This is a genomic window from Vibrio sp. 2017_1457_13, from assembly GCF_030851525.1.
Taxonomy (GTDB): domain Bacteria; phylum Pseudomonadota; class Gammaproteobacteria; order Enterobacterales; family Vibrionaceae; genus Vibrio; species Vibrio metschnikovii.
On sequence record NZ_VHTA01000002.1, the window covers coordinates 25,518 to 42,649 of the forward strand.

A 17,132-nucleotide genomic window follows, 5' to 3' on the forward strand; every position below is an offset into this window, starting at 1 on the left:
AATTGTATCTTCTCGGTACGCAAGTATATTTAGTAACTAATTAGAAAGTTATAGTGCATTAACATGAAAAGACCTCTTGTACAATTGACCGAAGCAAAACAGATCAAAGCTAAATTATTGGAATTTAAGCATCCTATCACACCACAGCAGCTTGCTCTATTGACCCAAGGACACTATCAAAAAAATTCATTACTCGCCTTTAGTAAAGATTGGAATATTTTCACTGAATTTTGCCAAAGAAAATCAGTAAACCCTTTACCGGCGTCCGTTACCGCCGTTAGATTATTTCTTGAAAGTGAAGCCAAGGTAAGAAAGTTTAGTACCATTAGACGTTACTCTGTCACTATCGGTATGATTCATTACTTACTGAATCAAAAAGATCCGACGTTGAATGTTCAAGTTCGTCAACTTCTTCAACGCTTAAGGGCAGAAAAATACGGCGATGAGAAACAAGCTGAATGTTTTACTCGTCAACACTTGGCATCACTTTATCAATTGATGGTTGAAAGTAATGAAAGCCTCGCGATACGTGATTTAGCTATCTATCACGTGATGTTTGAATGTGCCATGAAACGAGGAGAGCTTAAAAAGCTAAGCTTCACGGATATTACAGAAGATCATAGTCAACTTAGGATCGGCAATGAAATCTATCAATTATCCCCTTCCGCCCAGCAAATATTAGCTCGTTGGACAGCATTAATCTCTCAGCAAGACGGCGCAGTTTTTCGCTCAATGGATAGGCATGGCAATATCAATAATCGACCTTTAGATGATTCATCCATCTATCGTATATTAAGGCGTGCTGGTGATTTATTAGCGCTACCACATTTAAAGTTTTCAGGTCAATCGACCCGAATTGGTGCAGTAAAAGAGCTAGCTGAACAAGGCTATCATACTAAAGATATTCAAAGTTTTGGCCGTTGGTTAAGCCCTGCGATGCCTAACCAATACTTAGGTAAGTTACACACCGCAGCAGTCGCTAAAATAAAATTTACTCGAATTAAACCTTGGACATAAGTGAACGTTGGACACAATCAGCTAAAAACACGGAGAATGAGTGGCCGTGGTGTTCCAGCATTTTCGGGAACATTGAAATGGGCGTCATACCCGGGAAAGTATTCACTTCATTAAGATAAATTTCACCTTGTGAGGTAAGGAAAAAGTCAATTCGAGCAAGATGTCTTAATTTCATATGCACAAAAACTTTCTCTGCATAGCGCTTAATGAGGTCTCTTTGCTCTGCGGTGATATTATCCGCAGTCACTTTAGTCATTGAGTGGCTATTTGCGCTGTATTTCTCTTCATAGCTATAAAAAGCATCATCAGGAGCAATAATCTCGCCAGGCTGAGTAATATGGAGTTTGCCACCGAGCTCATAAGCGGCGACTTCTAATTCTCGTGGTTTGACGGCTTGTTCAACCAGCACTTGATCAGAAAAGGTAAAGGCATCATCAATTGCCTTGGCAATTTGCTGCTTATCGGTGACCTTGTAACAGCCAACCGATGAACCTTGTCGAGCCGCCTTAATAAACACTGCACCCCATTTATCAAAGGCTTGCTGAGCTTTACACAAAGCTTCATCGTTATTTTCTGTTAAAAATAAGTAGGGTGTATTAGGAATACCGAGTGCGTCATACCATAGTTTCGACGTGATTTTATTGAAACTATTACTACTGGCTTCTGGTCCACATCCTAAATATGGGATGCCGGCCAGCTCTAGCATCGATTGGATGTCGCCCGTTTCTCCCGGATAACCGTGGATGCAAGGCACAACAAAGTCAATGCGACGAGATCCATGCTCACTGTTTAGTGAGGCAGAGTTCGTATCAAGATAAACCATATCGCCAGAATCAGTAAACCAGCCAGCAGGTTTCATCTCTACTCGAATCACGTCGAACGATGGCGTTAACGTCAGTTGTTGCTGCAAATAATCAGCGGAAACTAGCGAGATCTCATGTTCTGATGAGCCCCCACCACATAAAAGTAAAATTGTTGTTTTTTTCATTACACTGTTCCGTTACACCAAAATTCGGTTGCAGGCCACGAGGCCAAGTGATGCAGTAACTACATTCATTTTATCGGCTATGATAGACAATTCAGCACAGAGGTACACCATAGAAGAGGATTTATTACCTAATCTTAGTTTAATTGTGTAGAGAATAAACAGTACAGGGGCAAAGGCCCCTGTTGTAAACGTTCATTAGTTGAGTTTATTTAGTGTGGGGAAATCTGAGTTTTTAATACTATCAATGCTCTTAACGAATGGTTTCAAGTCACGGAATTCTTCTGGCAATCTTTGCAAGGCGTTCAACGCTTCCTGACGAGTGGCGTAATCACCATACAAGACTGTGTACCATTTCGTACCATTAACGACTTTATAGTTTTCCCAGATCGGTTGTTCATCTTTAGGTAACTGATTCGCAAATTGATCAACCTTAGTTTGCGCCCCAACGGCAACAACTTGAATGGTGAAGCCATAACGTGGATTCATTGCTAATTGCTGTTCGGTTGGTGGTGCAATAGTGACTTTAGGTTTGGCTGGCGGCGTTGCTTTGACGATTTGTTTCTCTTCAGCCGGAGCCATTTTGATCACTTGAGCTTGAACATTACGCTCGGAGACACCGTCAGCGTTACCTCTTTCTGAGACAATAGGTTTAGGAATATCAGCCACGGCAAACTCTTCCGTGTGGCTTTGAGTTGTTACATCCGTGATATAATTTTCTGAGGCACAGGCGGCCAGCAGCGCGCACAAGCCAACAATCGCAATTCTTTTCATAAACCAATAACACCTTAGATAGAAAGTAATGTAAATCATGCCGATAGCGCGTCTTATAATCAAGTATAGGATGTGATTATCTCTGATTATCCTGTGATTTGTGGCACAAAGTGAAAGAGAGATGATGTCATGAAGATCACATCCAGACTAAATACATCAACACCATTAGATAATTTTAACTACAGTGTTGTTGATATGGCTGTATTGACCTTTGGTGAAGACTTCATGCTAAAGGCAAAACTTAGTTATTGGCTCGTTACCTTTTAGGTCTTTTGCATCATGAATTCTATTAACCCGCTACTTAATCCAAGATCTGTGGCTGTGATCGGCGCTTCAACGCGATCTTTTCGTGCCGGTAATATCGTCATGAAAAACCTACTTCAGGGCGGTTTCGATGGTGCAATTATGCCAGTAACGCCTCATTATCCTTCTGTGTGTGGGGTCTTGGCTTATAAGACCGTGCTTGATTTACCTCTCGTTCCTGATATTGCTATTCTTTGTACCCATGCTTCTCGTAATCTTGAACTTTTCCGTCAATTGGCAGAGAAAGGCGTTTCATGTGTTATCGTGTTATCTGCCGATATGTACAGTGAAGATGCCCAGCAGCATGAAATTCAGCAACAGTGCCTAACGATAGCCAAACAAGCGGGTATACGTGTGCTTGGCCCTAATAGCCTCGGTATTATTCTGCCTTGGATACACTTCAATGGCTCATTCTCTCCAGTCAATGCCTTAAAGGGCCATATTGCTTTTATTTCTCAGTCAGCAGCCGTCTGTACTACGATTCTTGACTGGGCCAATGATAAACAAATTGGCTTTTCGGCTTTTGTCTCCCTAGGCAACGCCTGCGATATCGACTTCGCTGATTTACTCGATTCGCTCAGTATCGACAAGCACACTCACGCGATTTTGTTGTATGTTGATACTATTAAAGATGCACGCCGCTTTTTATCCGCGGCACGTGCCGCGTCTCGTAATCGACGAATACTTGTTTTAAAAGGTGGTAGAACGGCTGCAGGGAGAAAAGCGGCTAAAATACACACTGGCGGCGAAGATACCCTAGATATTATTTATGACTCTGCCATTCGCAGAACCGGTATGCTGAGGGTTAATAATACGCATGAGCTGTTTGCGGCCGTTGAAACGTTAACTCATGCCGTACCACTCCAAGGCGAGCGGCTAGCGATCATCACTAATGGTGGTGGGCCTGCTATTATGGCTGTCGATACGTTACTCGAACGCGGAGGCAAATTAGCACAATTAAGCCATACCGTTTACCAACAACTGGATCAATGCCTTCCGCGTAGTTGGTCGCAAAATAACCCGATTGATATTGTTGGGGATGCTGACCACACTCGTTATATTAATGCGTTAAAAGCGGTACTCGACAGTGATGATATCGATGCCATTCTGATTATGCACTCTCCTTCCGCCATCGCGCACTCAGAACAAACAGCAATGGCTATTGTTGAGGTGATTAAAAACCATCCTCGGGCGAGGCGTTTTAATATTCTGACTAATTGGTCTGGGGAACTTACCGCTCGCCCTGCTCGGCACATTTTTACTCAAGCCGGTATCCCGACCTACCGCACGCCAGAAAGTGCCGTCGTCGCTTTCATGCATTTGGTTGAATTTAGGCGTAACCAAAAACAGTTGATGGAAACCCCGACGACCACTGAGTTGGTGACCGCTTCAGAAATCAATAGCGCCAAAGCGTGGATCGCCGAGCATTTAAGTGAACAAGAAAGTGTACACATTGATACTCATCAAATAGGCAGTTTTCTCAAATGCTTTCATTTTAATGTGTTACCGACTTGGATTGCTTCGGACAGCAGTGAGGCGGTACACATAGCAGAAACGATTGGCTATCCGGTTGCGGTAAAATTGCGTTCACCAGATATTGCTCATAAATCCGATGTACAAGGCGTTATGCTTAACCTACGCAACCGTAACGAAGTCGCCAATGCCGCGCAATCGATCCTTGATAGAACTCAACTCTCCTACCCTGCAGCTAGGGTGTATGGCTTGTTGGTGCAAGCGATGGCCAAGTTGGGCGGAGGAGAAGAGTTACGTATTAAAGTCAAACACGATGCTATTTTTGGTCCGGTGATTTTACTGGGGCAAGGCGGTTCTGAATGGGAAGAGTCTCTGGATGCAGTCGCTGCATTACCACCATTAAATAGTACATTAGCAAGATATTTAATTGTTCGGGCGCTACGCAGCGGTAAAATTCGTCTACAAAAACAACCAGTACCAATAAACATTGACGGTTTATCCGAGTTTTTAGTCCGAATTTCCCAACTGATTATTGAGTGTCCACAAGTACATGAATTGGATATCCACCCTTTACTGGTCAATGGTGATCAATTTACGATTCTAGATGCCGATTTGATATTACAGCGTTTCGAAGGGGATGCGCAAAGTCGGTTAGCTATCCGTCCCTATCCTTCTGAATTGGTGGAAAATGTCATCGCTAAAGATGGGGAGCCGTTAACTCTTAGGCCGATTCTCCCCGAAGATGAGCCACAACATGCCGCTTTCATTCATCGAGTCTCAAAAGAAGATCTGTACAAACGCTTTTTTTCGGATGTCGGTGAATTTAATCACGAAGCGCTAGCCAACTTTACCCAAATTGATTACGACCGAGAGATGGCTTTTGTTGCTGTCAGCCATAAAACCTCACCAGCAGAGATCATTGGCGTCTCACGAGCATTGATCAACCATGATAATAGTGATGCTGAATTTGCCATTTTGATCCGCTCCGATCTTAAAGGTAAAGGGCTCGGATCATTACTAATGAAAAAGATCATTGATTACTGCCAAGCGAAAGGCACTGCCCGCATCTCAGGTATGACCATGCCTAGCAATAAAGGGATGCTCAGTTTAGCCCAAAAACTGGGCTTTAGTATCGAGATCCATTTTGAAGATGGAACGGCAGATATGGTCTTAACCCTGACCAAACCGTAAACCAATACTCTAGTAGATCAGACGAGATTCCAATGTTTTTTCAAATATTGAATACACCACGATTTGGCTTCACCCGTCGTATTTCTACGCCACGCCATAACAATATCAATATGTTTATCCATGCTGCCCGATATCTTTTGCAACTGCCCACTGGCAATCAACGGCTGGGCGATTTGTATCGGTAAGGTACCAATACCTAATCCCTCCACCAGCGCTTGGCATTTGGCATTAAAATTACTCACCGTCAAACGCGGCTGTTTTTCTAAGATATTAATACTCATCGCTGGCTGTTCCCGCGCTGTATCGGCAATCGCAATCACTCGATACTTCTGTCGAGCCTGCTCATCAAACTCACCACGACGGCGATGAACATAATGATCGCTCGCAGCAACCCAAATCAGTGACATTGAGCCTAATCGCTCTGATTTTACTTCTTGCGGTAAACTGTCTATTTTGGGGCAAATCAGTAAATCGGCTCTTCCTGTAGCGAGAGACTCCCAACTTCCGGCTAAAATCTCTTCTTGTAGACGAATCCGAGTTTTACTGACATTACCTAACGCATCCACCAAAGGAAAAAAATTCGCGACCGGAATGATGCCATCAAAAGCCAATGTAATATCCAATTCCCAACCGTTAGCAAGTAACGTCGCATCGTTAACTAGCTTCTCGGCGGCCGACAAAATGGTTCGCCCACGCTCAAGGATCAACCGTCCGGCATCAGTAAAACTGGCTTTGTGACCAGAGCGATCAAAAATCATCATATCCAAATCTTGTTCAAGCTTTTGAATTTGATAACTCAATGAGCTTGGTGCGCGGTTCAGTTCATTGGCCGCGGCAGCAAAACTGCCACGGCGATCAATCGCATCAAGGATATGTAGCGCTTCTAAAGTAATCGGGCTTTGCATCTCTTCTTTCCTCATACAAGATCGGTGATTAGACGATCGTTTTACTCTGGCTTTACCCATACTTGGCTAAAATCAAACCAGCCTAAGGCATTGCACTTTGCATTTTGTAACGCACCACATTGATCTTTATTCACCCCTAACCAGCAATGAAACATTGGAATGATCTGTTTACTGGCGACTAAGGACTTACCGAGCTCTTGAGCGGGAAAAGGGGTTGATTCATCGCTCGCACGCCATTGATCAATCAATCCAGACCAACGATAAAAATCCTCAGCTTGACTCATTGGTTCAATATCAGAGTAATCCAATAACCAGCCAGCCAGTGCATCATCCCTATGGTTAGCGATGCCCATTGCTTTGATCCAAATGTCTACCTGATCGACATCATCGACGGTTAATTCATATTTAATGAAAGTTACCTCAATGCCATCTTCTTTAAGTAGGCGTTCAATACACTTCGCTAAAGTAGGAAACATAGGATGCTGGGCATGATAAGCAACTGTAACGGTATTACCGATTGGCGGTTCAACGGCTGACATTGGTCCATTTTGATGATACCAACCCGGCTTTAATCCATAAGCAGGCAATACGCCCAGTTCAACCACTTTTTCTTCTGGTAACAAACGAAATAAATTCAGCGCACTGAGTTTAGTTTGTAGATAATTGGCCCAAACCTCATTAGACGCAATCCCATTACGACGATTGAGTAATAAATAAGTGCAACCGGGATCGAGTTCAACATCTTCACTAAATGAACCGCGTTGACTTTTCATCGGATGCGTTAAGCTCGGAAATACCATTGAGGAGTGCACTTCATCAATAACCCATACTTCGACACGGTCCAGCAATGGACGAAAACCAAAATAGCCATCAAATGCTTGTAGCACTAGCCTTTTCTCATCATTAACGAATACCTTATAAGGACCACTGCCCACCGGTTTTTGATCAAAGTCATCCGCTCTTAATGACTCTGGCAATAAAATTTTTGCACAAGATTCTGCCAGCAATAACGGTAAGCGAGTATCGGGTTTGGCTAGATGAATATCGACGACCCAATTATCCGGAGTCGTAATGGCGTCAATGTGCGCAAACAAATTCACCAAACGTAATTGCCATAGACTCTGTACCACTATCTCAGTGGTCATTAATTCACCGTTATGAAAACGTACTCCAGGGCGTAAATAAAACCGCCAGTGTGTTGGACTTAACGCTTGCCAGTGATGCGCAAGATCCGCTTGTAGCTGTTCCTCTTCATCTAAACGAGTCAAACCAGAATAAATTTGCCGCGCAATATGCAGCTCTGAACGGCGCATCGGCTTCGTGGGATTAAGCATAGAAAGTGGTCGATAATACGGCAAACGCACCACTTGCAAGCCCTCTTGGTGTTGTACACCTAGGTAACTTTGGATAACTTGGGTTAACTTAGCGGCATCTTGATCCAATACCGCCAGCGCTTGACCTATCTTGCCTTCTTGCAGATAACGGCGAGCAAGGTTTTCACTGACATCTGCCCGACTACGTTTAAAAATAAGCTGTGAGAGTTTGCCGCGTCCTGGAGCGGGATGCCATTCAATCCACCCCTCATCTTCTAATTTGTTGAGAACAATGCGCGCATTACGTCGAGTGCAAAATAAAATGTCGGTAATATCGTCTAATTGCGTCTCTGCATCTTGACCATGAAAATGAGCAAATAAGGTTTCAAATTGGACACGTAAGCGAGGGCTACTCATAAAGGAGGAAACTCTATATCTTAAAAACTTACTACAGTTTCCTCTATTTAGGTCCTTCAGTGCAAGAGCAGGCCACCAGTTTAGGAGATATCGCAACCTAAAGATTGAGCAAGCTCAGATAATTGCTCACTGTTATCGAGCTTAACCGACCATTTTACACCACCACTGTTGGCTAACAGTACATTCGCGCCTCTGCCAAGCAAAGTGACATTGTCACTTGATGATTGTAGGCTAATTGAATGTTCACCCAGTAAACGCACCACCACTTCATGTGCGGTGGCAATAATTTTCCCACCGGAAAATTCCATCATCATTCGCTTGCCTCGCTATCTTGGCTTACTTTATTACGCTGCTGTTTGACCGCTAACGTTAAACGGCTGACACAGACCAAGCGGCCTTGTTCATCGGTAATATCTATCTGCCAAACTTGAGTGGAAATCCCAATATGGATAGGTTTCGCCGTGCCAATTACCTGACCTTGTCGCATAGCCCGCAAGTGATTAGCATTAATGTCTAATCCTACACAATAGCGAGTCTTATCGACGGCAAAATTACCGGCAATGGAGCCTAAGGTTTCAGCTAAAACCACCGATGCTCCACCATGCAACATTCCCAATGGTTGATGTGTATACGAACAGACTGGCATGGTTGCCGAGATAGTGTTTTCCGTGATCTCGGTATAAATAATATTCAAATGCTCCATCATGGTATTTTTTGACGTGGCATTTAATCGCTCTAAACTGATTGGCTTTTTCCAAATGTTCATGTTCACCCTTAATAAAATACATCAATAGCCGTCAACAACGCGCATCCAGCAATATTGCATATCCAACAAACTTGGGTATATTGTACAACCACTTGGCTATCTATCCTACCGAGTCATTATAGGGATGATTATGATTAAGGATGTGTTATGCGTTTAAGAATAAAAATCTTAAGCTTAATGATAACGTTGATGGGTTTAACCGCTTGCAGCGCTTCGCCAACTGGGCGCAACCAGCTATTGCTGTTCTCGAATACCCAAATGAGCACGCTCGGCGTGCAATCTTTTAGTCAAATGAAAAGTGAGTTGCCGATCAGTCAAGATGCGGCCTTGACTCGCTACGTACAATGCGTCACCGATGCCCTTCTTCAGTACGTCCCAGCGCAGCCTAGCGTCGAGCAATGGGAAGTTGTCCTGTTTGATAGTCCACAAGTGAATGCTTTTGCCCTACCTGGCGGCAAAATCGGAGTTTATACCGGATTACTAAGCGTTGCCGTCAATCAAGATCAACTGGCAACGGTGATTGGTCATGAAATTGCTCATGTACTTGCCAATCATAGTAATGAACGCCTCTCTCAAGCCCAACTGGCCAATGTCGGATTACAAGTCACCGATGTTGCTTTAGGAGCTTCAGAATATGCACAATATCGTGATTTGACGATGGCGGCTTTAGGTGTCGGTGTTCAATATGGCGTGATTATGCCTTATGGCCGCCGCCAAGAATCAGAAGCGGATCGCTTAGGATTAACCTTAATGGCCCAAGCTGGGTTTGATCCGACACAAAGTATCGAACTATGGCGAAATATGGCAAGAGCTTCGATGGGACAGCAACCACCTGAGCTACTATCGACCCATCCTTCCCACAGCACACGCATTAATGATCTGGCTGCGAAGATCTCAACATTGCCAGATACCACGCGACAAGCGCCCAATTGTGGACCATAAACTAACATCCTGTTCAAAACGACTTTAATTGTCTTCACTACCCCGAGAGTTGCAGAATATTCTCGGGGTTTAACCCTTCCAATCGTAGGCATAAAGTGGATAATACCCGCGAACTTAATCTTATAGAGGTGGGAATCAATGTCTACTGAAGCAACTTTACTCGAACGCTGTGACTCAAAATGTGAACTGTGCGCAGCACAGAGCTCGCTGTCTCCTTATGTGGTTGCTCCGCATACACAGATCACCGTCGATCACGCTATCATGCTTTGCGCCACCTGCAGCTCACAAATCGAACAACCTGAAACGATGGACGCGAATCACTGGCGCTGTCTAAATGACAGTATGTGGAGCCAAGTGGCGCCCGTTCAGGTAATGGCATGGCGTCAACTCAAGCGCTTATCAGCAACAGAAAGCTGGGCGCAAGATTTGCTGGATATGATGTATATGGAAGAAGATCTTCAAAAATGGGCCGAAATTGGTATGAACGATGATGAAGATAAACCCCGTGACGTGAATGGTGTCGAGCTCAAAAAAGGCGATGACATCACGGTGATCAAAGATCTTCCAGTGAAAGGCTCAAGCATGGTCATCAAACAAGGAACGGCGGTACGTGGTATTAACTTAACCGATGATCCAAAGCACATTCAGGGTAAAGTTAATGGTCAAACTATGTACATTATCGCTGAGTATTGCCGCAAGAAATAAGCAACTTTGTGCTTATCTTTGCTAAGCGCTAAATGTATATAGCAAAAAGCCGACGTTTTCGTCGGCTTTTGTCTTTTAACAACTTATCTTTTTGCTTAACGTGTTAATCCAATATCACGTTGAATATGGCTAGATAATTCTGCAGTGTGGTAATACGTTGTTTGTTTCGTTTCCACAAAAAGAATATCCACCAAATGAGCTATCAATCCTTTGAAGTTAACCGCATAGGTTTTTTTATCCATAGAGGTGGGTGCTGTTAAAGTACCTAAACGCATTGCTTGTGCCATGTGAGCCTCTCTTAATTCGGTAACTTATTTGCGCGCATTTTAAGCAAGCTATTGCTACAAAAGAAGTGACAAAATTTGTCATTTCGAATTAAAAAAACTAATGAAACAACCCCATAACAACTGCGGAATATATATTCAAAACAAACGCATTTAAAGCTACTATTTAACCATAAAATGCATAAGGACAATCGCTCTACGATTTTTCAGGCTTTTCATTAACAAATATTTTACTCTCGCGTAAAGTCACTATTTTCTAACTTAATAACAGAAGCTTGAGATCGAGCCTGCCCTTTAACAAGTGATGCGATGATCGCAAATAGCATGGTGGTTAATAGCACCGACAATGATATCCAAGTCGGGATTTCCCAGCGGGATCCAACCAGTAACATTTTTACGCCAATAAACATCATAATGAAAGCTAACGCCGGTTTTAAATAGATAAACTTATCCAGCAAGCCTTGTAAAACAAAAAATAATGAACGCAAGCCAAGCAAAGCGAAAACGTTAGCAGCGAGCACGAGAAAAGGCTCTCTGGTCACCGCAAAGATGGCTGGAATAGAATCCAGTGCAAACATCACGTCCATACAGGCGATCACACCAACAACGATCAACATCGGAGTAACCCACCAGCGTTTGCCAACACGTACCCAAAGTGCATGTCCTTGGTATTGATTCGTCACTCGACAGCAACGTCGGATGATTCTTTCTGCTAATGGATTAGCGTGACTCGCTGGCTTTTCTCGTAATAACTGCACCCCCGTCCACATTAAGAACAGGGCAAACACATACAATAAGCCATGATATTGTTCGAGTAATTGAGCACCAACGATAATCATCACCGCACGCAACACAAGCGCGCCAATCACTCCGAACAAAAGCGCTCTTGGACGAAGCGACTCCGGCACAGCGTATTGATGAAAAATAATCGCAAAGACAAACAAATTATCAATACTAAGCGATTTCTCGAGTAGATAACCGGTTAGAAAAGCTAATGTTGCTTGCGAGGCGCTATAAGGGCTATGAACAGCATAATCATCCCAAAATAGATAAAGGACTGCCGCAAACAAAAACGCGAGTAAAATCCAGACCACGCTCCAGCTTAGCGCGCGTTGCAGGGTTATTCGGTTACCACGAGTTTGCCAAATATCCATAGCAACCAGAGCAAACGTTAATAACGCAAACGAAATGTAGATGATCGGGGTCATGCTTCCTCCACAGGCGGAAGGAAAACGGATTCTCGATAGGAAAACGACACCTTCCGCATACCAGTTAGTTCACTGCCTAAATAAGCAGTATGGAATGCGTTGGTCTCGTCGAAATAGAAGTGATAAACAAACTATTTATATTTGCCGGATAAGCGATGCTTAACGTGATGACGACAAATAAACAAATGGCGACTACTCCCCAAACGTCGCCATTTTATGCTGAGTCGCTACTTTCGTCTAGAGTTGATAGCAATTAAATTCCTGCGAAGGGCAAAGCATACACTAAACCTGCCCATAAACTAATCCAAACGACGACCACTAAAGCATCTAACCAGTCTTTGCTCCACATTGGCTTCTCCCCTGTTTGAGTCACAGCGCATAATGCTTTGCAAAGAACACGCCATATTAACGTGTGTATTGTCCCGTTTCTTGTCGTTCAGCGTCATTACTGAGTATCGAGGGGTTATCGGTTAAAAACTCAATAAAGGCATCGGCCATCGAAATCGTAGTGATTTTCCCTTCTCCTTTCATTTCTGTCAGTCCTTGATAGCCTTCTTTCCCTTTCATGGTATAAGCCGAAGACGTTCCCCAATATTCCTGTTCCGCTTGTACGGGATACCACTGTCCCTTTTGCCAGATCTGTAAATTGGCGATCCGTTCTCCGAGCGGTCGTTCGGGCAGATACTCAAAGGAAAGATGGTGAGTATAAGGATAACTTCCCGCTCCCGTGCCCTCGACACCATTATTTAAAGCGTTATTAATTGCCCCTTCAAGGGCTTTAGCCAGGCTTTTACCTTTTAAACGATAAACGCCAATCGGCACGGCAAACGGAAGTAATTTTCCGGCAATATCGGCAACAGAAACAGCACCGGCAGATAAGGAGGTCCTCACACCGCCCGCATTATGAATCGCAAACTGAACCGGGTAGCCACGTTTACGCATCACATGCATAAAGGATCTCGCCACTAAAGGAGCCAATTCACTGGGTCCTTCTTGATCGGGAATACGCACATGACGTAGTGCTTGAGTAGCATGACCAATGATTTGTTGCTGCAACTCTCGCACACGAGGAATGTATTTATTGCGCAAAATAGCATGCACTTGCGGATCTTTTTTACACACCACGACATTAGGGTGGTTATTTACAAAATCACAGGCATCGAGATAAGCAGAATCACTGCCTGCTTCACTCATGCTCGCATCAAGAAATAATCGTCGACCAAGCAGTAATTCGTTACGCCCTGAGAAATTCACTACGTTACCTTGTTCATCAAAGTCTATCTGGCAGTGGCCTAACGCCAATGCATACAGCCCAGCTTGAACAACGTAAGTTTGGTTAATTTTTTGTCCATAGGATTCCTCACTACTTAACCCAAGTGAGCTAAAATCACCTTGCAATACGTGAGTATGACCACCGACGATTAAACTTATCCCATCGACCTTAGCCGCTAACTCTTTGTCAGCTTCATAGCCTAAGTGGCTGACGAGAATAATTTTATTAATCCCAGCATTGTGGATCTGTTGAATAGTATTTTTAGCTGTTTCTAACGCGTTGATAAATGGTGTATCAGCATCTGGGTTGGCTATCTCATCCATTTTATCCAAAGATAAACCGAAGAGAGCGATATCACTTCCCTGCGCAGATTTAACAATCCACCGAGCGCACTGTTTATCTACATCAAAGGCATGTACGAGCGGATTCATCGCTAAACGATGAGGTTTATCTTCATGCTCTTGCGATAAATCCCAGTTACCGGCAAGTAAAGGGAACTGGATACGCTCAGCAAATTGCGCCACCGGATCATTACCCATATCCAGCTCGTGATTCCCTAAAGTCATAGCATCAAGGCCCAGTGAATTGAGCATTTCTGCGTTCGCTAATCCTTTGAATAACGAAAAATAGAGCGTGCCTTGGAAACAATCGCCAGCGTGAACCAAGATAAACTCTCGCTGCATCCGCTTCGCATCGGCTCTTAACTGCTCAACACGAGTGGCGATACGTGCAAAACCGCCTGCACTGACAAAAGGCGTCATCGTTTGCCCGTCAATATTTAAGGTCAGTTGTAATGATGTTGGCTCAAAATAAGAATGGGTATCATTGATATGAGCCAGAGTGATTGATGTAATATTTTTTATTTTTTTCATAACTTTCTCTCTCTTTCGCGCTCATCCTAGCGGAAAAATCATGACAGAATCGTGACTTTTATGAAATAGGTTTGCAAAAAAAGTGTTCGACTGTCCTATCGTTTATTACGTAATACGAGATAAAAGGGATGAATTTGTGAGATGAGGACAAGTTTCAAGCCTTAACGGTCTGCTTTTTCAGACTTTTTCCTTTATGCTAAAAGAAAAGCTCAGCGTAAGCAGGCACGCGTTGAGAAAAAGGACATTGCCAATGCATCTAGAACGTATTGAAATATCAGGATTTCGTGGCATTCGCCGTTTATCGCTCGCTTTTGATGAGTTAACCACCCTCATTGGTGAGAATACGTGGGGTAAATCCTCATTATTGGATGCGCTCTCCATCATGCTACCTGCCGATGGTCGGCCTTACCAGTTCGAATTGCAAGATTTCCACGTCGACTATTCTGTCTCTCACCCCCAAACCCAAGATATTCAAATCATTTTGAGTTTTGTCACTACTGAACCTCGCGAACACCGCGCAGGACGCTATCGCAAGCTGAAACCGGTGTGGCGACAAGACGAACAGGGCAATCAACGAATCATTTATCGTGTCAGCGGAACACGGGTACAGTACGATATCTCAACCGATTATGCTTTCTTAGATTTAGACGGTAATCCTATTTTAGTTCATGACAGCGCACAAATCGCTCAAACTCTGATGAATTTACATCCGGTGATCCGACTGCGAGACTCTCGACAATTTGAACGCCCCTTTGTCGAAGGTAACGGTAAAAACACTCGCGTTGAGAAACGCATTAATAATACATGTCGCCGCTTAATGGCGATTCCCGGCCATGTCAATAAAGGTGAAATGCGCAGTAGCCTGAGTGCTATGCAAGCCTTAGTCGAGCATTATTTTTCTTTCAAAGATCAAAAACGTAAAAACCCACGTCGTGAACGTGAAAGCTTAGTCTACGCTTCACCAAGCAACGATAAAAGCTTAACGCAAATTGTCGATGAAACCAAAAATCGCCAAACGCGTTTGTTACTGCTCGGGCTACTTAATGCTTATCTTCAAGCGAAAGGACCCAATGATCTTCGCCGTTATGCGCGACCGATTTTAATCGTTGAAGATCCGGAAGGGCGTTTACACCCCACTCACTTAGCCAGAGCCTGGAGTCTTTTAGAGTTGTTACCGATGCAAAAGATCTTAACTACTAATAGTGGCGATCTCCTCGGCTCAGTTCCCCTGCACTCGATCCGTCGTTTAGTTCGACAATCAGATAAAACGATCGCCACCAGCATGCCGATCCATGGCGTTAGCCGAGATGAGTTAAGAAGAATTGGTTTTCATATTCGTTTTCATCGTTCTGGTGCGCTTTTCGCTCGCTGTTGGCTATTGGTAGAAGGCGAAACTGAAGTTTGGTTATTTAGTGAGTTAGCAAGACAATGTGGTTATAACTTAGCTGCAGAAGGCGTACAAATTATCGAGTTTGCCCAATCAGGATTAAAGTCGTTGATCAAAGTGGCTAAAGCTTTTTCTATTGAATGGCATGTGGTTACTGACGGCGATCCTGCAGGTAAGAAATACGCGGCAACAGTGATCGGCATGTTGGGCAATGATCAACCTCGACATCGATTAACCGAACTCCCTGATCGTGATATCGAGCATTTTCTCTATTCTCACGGCTTTGAAGACTTTTTTAAAGACATGGTCAAGATCCCTCATGATCATCCTATTCCAGCTAAAAAAGTGGTTAGCCGCGTACTCAAAAAACACGCAAAACCTGACTTAGCTTTGGCGATTGTTTCTCACTGCGATAAAAATGGTCTTGAATCTATCCCGGTCCTACTACGCTGGACACTGAAACGCGTGATTACGATGGCAAACGGTCATGGCTAGAGATCACCGAACGTTCGATCAATAAACAAAGAAAAAGCACAGCCAGTTAACTTTAGGCTGTGCTTAGTATCAAAGGAGCAAAACAGTCACATTTAGGGGAAATATGAATGTCGATATCAGAAAAGATGATATGAGGTCATTGATACAAAAATAAGCAATGCAATCCAACCATCGTATTTTGAAGAATGGATCCGTTATCAAGTAAACGATTTAACTGACCCGATTGATGGATTTTAAGCGTTTAGTTTGAGAAGCATTTTGTGCGCGTTGATGAAGCCACACTCCGCTCGTTTTCATCAAATAACCAAAAACTCCCCCAAGCAGTAATGAAGGGATCACCAAAGGCCATTGCTCTGCTGCGGCAAATGTTGCGCAAGATCCAATAAAGGTACCGGGAATATAAGCAAGCCAACTTTTACTCGCTTGAATACACATCATAAAGGCAACCATTGCAGTAATGATATAACCTAATACATCAACCCCCATCCACGAAGAGCTGTAGATAATCACTAACGCCCAGAAAACCCCGCTGATGTTACACAGTAAACTTTGCAGTAATCCTCTGATCCCTTCATTGGGCGTAGCAAAAAAACTGGTGCAACCTAAAAAACCAGCCCAAGAGAGAAGCCCTAACGAGACAGCAATCCATCCCCAAAGACCCGATAAGATCCCTGTTGTCAGTGAAATGGCGAATAGTATATTCATGATCTTCTCCGCAGTGACTCGCTTGCAAACAACCTTATCAATGAGCGGCATAGTAAAGGGGAACAAACACAATAACCAGTGATCGGGAACACATATTTAAAGTAACAATTGAAGTTT

15 protein-coding genes are annotated in these 17,132 nt (G+C 43.6%); 5 read left to right on the forward strand and 10 right to left on the reverse strand.

Annotated elements, in window-relative coordinates:
* The first annotated feature begins 63 nt into the window (after positions 1 to 63).
* Complete coding sequence (locus FKN88_RS02700) at positions 64 to 1,017, forward strand: tyrosine-type recombinase/integrase (protein WP_154171060.1); 954 nt, start codon at positions 64 to 66, stop codon at positions 1,015 to 1,017.
* On the opposite strand, the gene FKN88_RS02705 is transcribed toward FKN88_RS02700, so the two are convergent.
* Entirely contained in the window at positions 1,001 to 2,005 is a 1,005-nt protein-coding gene (locus FKN88_RS02705) for a D-alanine--D-alanine ligase (protein ID WP_154171061.1), read from the reverse strand. The two genes, FKN88_RS02700 and FKN88_RS02705, sit on opposite strands and share 17 nt — an antisense overlap.
* Before the next feature lie 195 nt (positions 2,006 to 2,200).
* Entirely contained in the window at positions 2,201 to 2,776 is a 576-nt protein-coding gene (locus FKN88_RS02710; RefSeq protein ID WP_040905007.1) for an SPOR domain-containing protein, read from the reverse strand.
* Between the two features lie 279 nt (positions 2,777 to 3,055).
* On the opposite strand from FKN88_RS02710, the gene FKN88_RS02715 reads away from it, so the two are divergent.
* The gene (locus FKN88_RS02715) at positions 3,056 to 5,743 is read left to right on the forward strand and encodes a bifunctional acetate--CoA ligase family protein/GNAT family N-acetyltransferase (protein ID WP_154171062.1); all 2,688 of its coding nucleotides are present in this window, start codon (positions 3,056 to 3,058) and stop codon (positions 5,741 to 5,743) included.
* Between the two features lie 17 nt (positions 5,744 to 5,760).
* Here FKN88_RS02715 and FKN88_RS02720 read toward each other — a convergent pair whose 3' ends face one another.
* The 4 genes from FKN88_RS02720 to FKN88_RS02735 form a co-directional block, all read right to left on the reverse strand.
* A complete protein-coding gene (locus FKN88_RS02720) occupies positions 5,761 to 6,648 on the reverse strand; it encodes a LysR family transcriptional regulator (protein ID WP_154171063.1) in 888 nt (295 codons plus the stop codon).
* A 41-nt stretch (positions 6,649 to 6,689) separates the two neighbouring features.
* A complete protein-coding gene (locus FKN88_RS02725) occupies positions 6,690 to 8,378 on the reverse strand; it encodes an SgrR family transcriptional regulator (RefSeq protein WP_154171064.1) in 1,689 nt (562 codons plus the stop codon).
* An 80-nt stretch (positions 8,379 to 8,458) separates the two neighbouring features.
* Positions 8,459 to 8,692: a DUF3389 domain-containing protein gene (locus tag FKN88_RS02730; protein ID WP_154171065.1), complete on the reverse strand. Its 234-nt coding sequence runs from the start codon at positions 8,690 to 8,692 to the stop codon at positions 8,459 to 8,461.
* Positions 8,689 to 9,144: a hotdog fold thioesterase gene (locus FKN88_RS02735; RefSeq protein WP_154171066.1), complete on the reverse strand. Its 456-nt coding sequence runs from the start codon at positions 9,142 to 9,144 to the stop codon at positions 8,689 to 8,691. The genes FKN88_RS02730 and FKN88_RS02735 overlap by 4 nt, the downstream gene beginning before the upstream one ends.
* Positions 9,145 to 9,291: 147 nt before the next feature.
* On the opposite strand from FKN88_RS02735, the gene FKN88_RS02740 reads away from it, so the two are divergent.
* Positions 9,292 to 10,086, forward strand: a complete 795-nt coding sequence (locus FKN88_RS02740) for a M48 family metallopeptidase (protein WP_154171067.1) — start codon at positions 9,292 to 9,294, stop codon at positions 10,084 to 10,086.
* Between the two features lie 138 nt (positions 10,087 to 10,224).
* A complete protein-coding gene (locus FKN88_RS02745; RefSeq protein WP_154171068.1) occupies positions 10,225 to 10,791 on the forward strand; it encodes a PhnA domain-containing protein in 567 nt (188 codons plus the stop codon).
* A gap of 95 nt (positions 10,792 to 10,886) precedes the next feature.
* On the opposite strand, the gene FKN88_RS02750 is transcribed toward FKN88_RS02745, so the two are convergent.
* The 3 genes from FKN88_RS02750 to FKN88_RS02760 form a co-directional block, all read right to left on the reverse strand.
* Positions 10,887 to 11,078, reverse strand: a complete 192-nt coding sequence (locus FKN88_RS02750; RefSeq protein ID WP_004396347.1) for a hypothetical protein — start codon at positions 11,076 to 11,078, stop codon at positions 10,887 to 10,889.
* A 227-nt stretch (positions 11,079 to 11,305) separates the two neighbouring features.
* Positions 11,306 to 12,283 (reverse strand): TerC/Alx family metal homeostasis membrane protein, encoded by a 978-nt coding sequence (locus FKN88_RS02755; RefSeq protein WP_154171069.1) that lies wholly within the window; start codon positions 12,281 to 12,283, stop codon positions 11,306 to 11,308.
* 405 nt (positions 12,284 to 12,688) lie between these two features.
* Positions 12,689 to 14,428: a bifunctional UDP-sugar hydrolase/5'-nucleotidase gene (locus FKN88_RS02760; protein ID WP_306687199.1), complete on the reverse strand. Its 1,740-nt coding sequence runs from the start codon at positions 14,426 to 14,428 to the stop codon at positions 12,689 to 12,691.
* A 250-nt stretch (positions 14,429 to 14,678) separates the two neighbouring features.
* Between FKN88_RS02760 and FKN88_RS02765 the strand changes: the two genes are divergently transcribed.
* On the forward strand, positions 14,679 to 16,310 hold the full coding sequence (locus FKN88_RS02765; protein ID WP_004396350.1) for an ATP-dependent endonuclease: 1,632 nt from the start codon (positions 14,679 to 14,681) through the stop codon (positions 16,308 to 16,310).
* A 210-nt stretch (positions 16,311 to 16,520) separates the two neighbouring features.
* Here the strand turns inward: FKN88_RS02765 and FKN88_RS02770 are convergent, their stop codons facing one another.
* On the reverse strand, positions 16,521 to 17,015 hold the full coding sequence (locus FKN88_RS02770; protein WP_040905013.1) for a DUF1097 domain-containing protein: 495 nt from the start codon (positions 17,013 to 17,015) through the stop codon (positions 16,521 to 16,523).
* Between the last annotated feature and the right edge of the window lie 117 nt (positions 17,016 to 17,132).

Excerpts from the sequence above, each read along its gene's own strand:
- FKN88_RS02700 (WP_154171060.1), top strand. The coding sequence starts at position 64 with ATGAAAAGACCTCTTGTACAATTGACCGAAGCAAAACAGATCAAAGCT.
- FKN88_RS02705 (WP_154171061.1), bottom strand. The coding sequence starts at position 2,005 with ATGAAAAAAACAACAATTTTACTTTTATGTGGTGGGGGCTCATCAGAA.
- FKN88_RS02710 (WP_040905007.1), bottom strand. The coding sequence starts at position 2,776 with ATGAAAAGAATTGCGATTGTTGGCTTGTGCGCGCTGCTGGCCGCCTGT.
- FKN88_RS02715 (WP_154171062.1), top strand. The coding sequence starts at position 3,056 with ATGAATTCTATTAACCCGCTACTTAATCCAAGATCTGTGGCTGTGATC.
- FKN88_RS02720 (WP_154171063.1), bottom strand. The coding sequence starts at position 6,648 with ATGCAAAGCCCGATTACTTTAGAAGCGCTACATATCCTTGATGCGATT.
- FKN88_RS02725 (WP_154171064.1), bottom strand. The coding sequence starts at position 8,378 with ATGAGTAGCCCTCGCTTACGTGTCCAATTTGAAACCTTATTTGCTCAT.
- FKN88_RS02730 (WP_154171065.1), bottom strand. The coding sequence starts at position 8,692 with ATGATGATGGAATTTTCCGGTGGGAAAATTATTGCCACCGCACATGAA.
- FKN88_RS02735 (WP_154171066.1), bottom strand. The coding sequence starts at position 9,144 with ATGAACATTTGGAAAAAGCCAATCAGTTTAGAGCGATTAAATGCCACG.
- FKN88_RS02740 (WP_154171067.1), top strand. The coding sequence starts at position 9,292 with ATGCGTTTAAGAATAAAAATCTTAAGCTTAATGATAACGTTGATGGGT.
- FKN88_RS02745 (WP_154171068.1), top strand. The coding sequence starts at position 10,225 with ATGTCTACTGAAGCAACTTTACTCGAACGCTGTGACTCAAAATGTGAA.
- FKN88_RS02750 (WP_004396347.1), bottom strand. The coding sequence starts at position 11,078 with ATGGCACAAGCAATGCGTTTAGGTACTTTAACAGCACCCACCTCTATG.
- FKN88_RS02755 (WP_154171069.1), bottom strand. The coding sequence starts at position 12,283 with ATGACCCCGATCATCTACATTTCGTTTGCGTTATTAACGTTTGCTCTG.
- FKN88_RS02760 (WP_306687199.1), bottom strand. The coding sequence starts at position 14,428 with ATGAAAAAAATAAAAAATATTACATCAATCACTCTGGCTCATATCAAT.
- FKN88_RS02765 (WP_004396350.1), top strand. The coding sequence starts at position 14,679 with ATGCATCTAGAACGTATTGAAATATCAGGATTTCGTGGCATTCGCCGT.
- FKN88_RS02770 (WP_040905013.1), bottom strand. The coding sequence starts at position 17,015 with ATGAATATACTATTCGCCATTTCACTGACAACAGGGATCTTATCGGGT.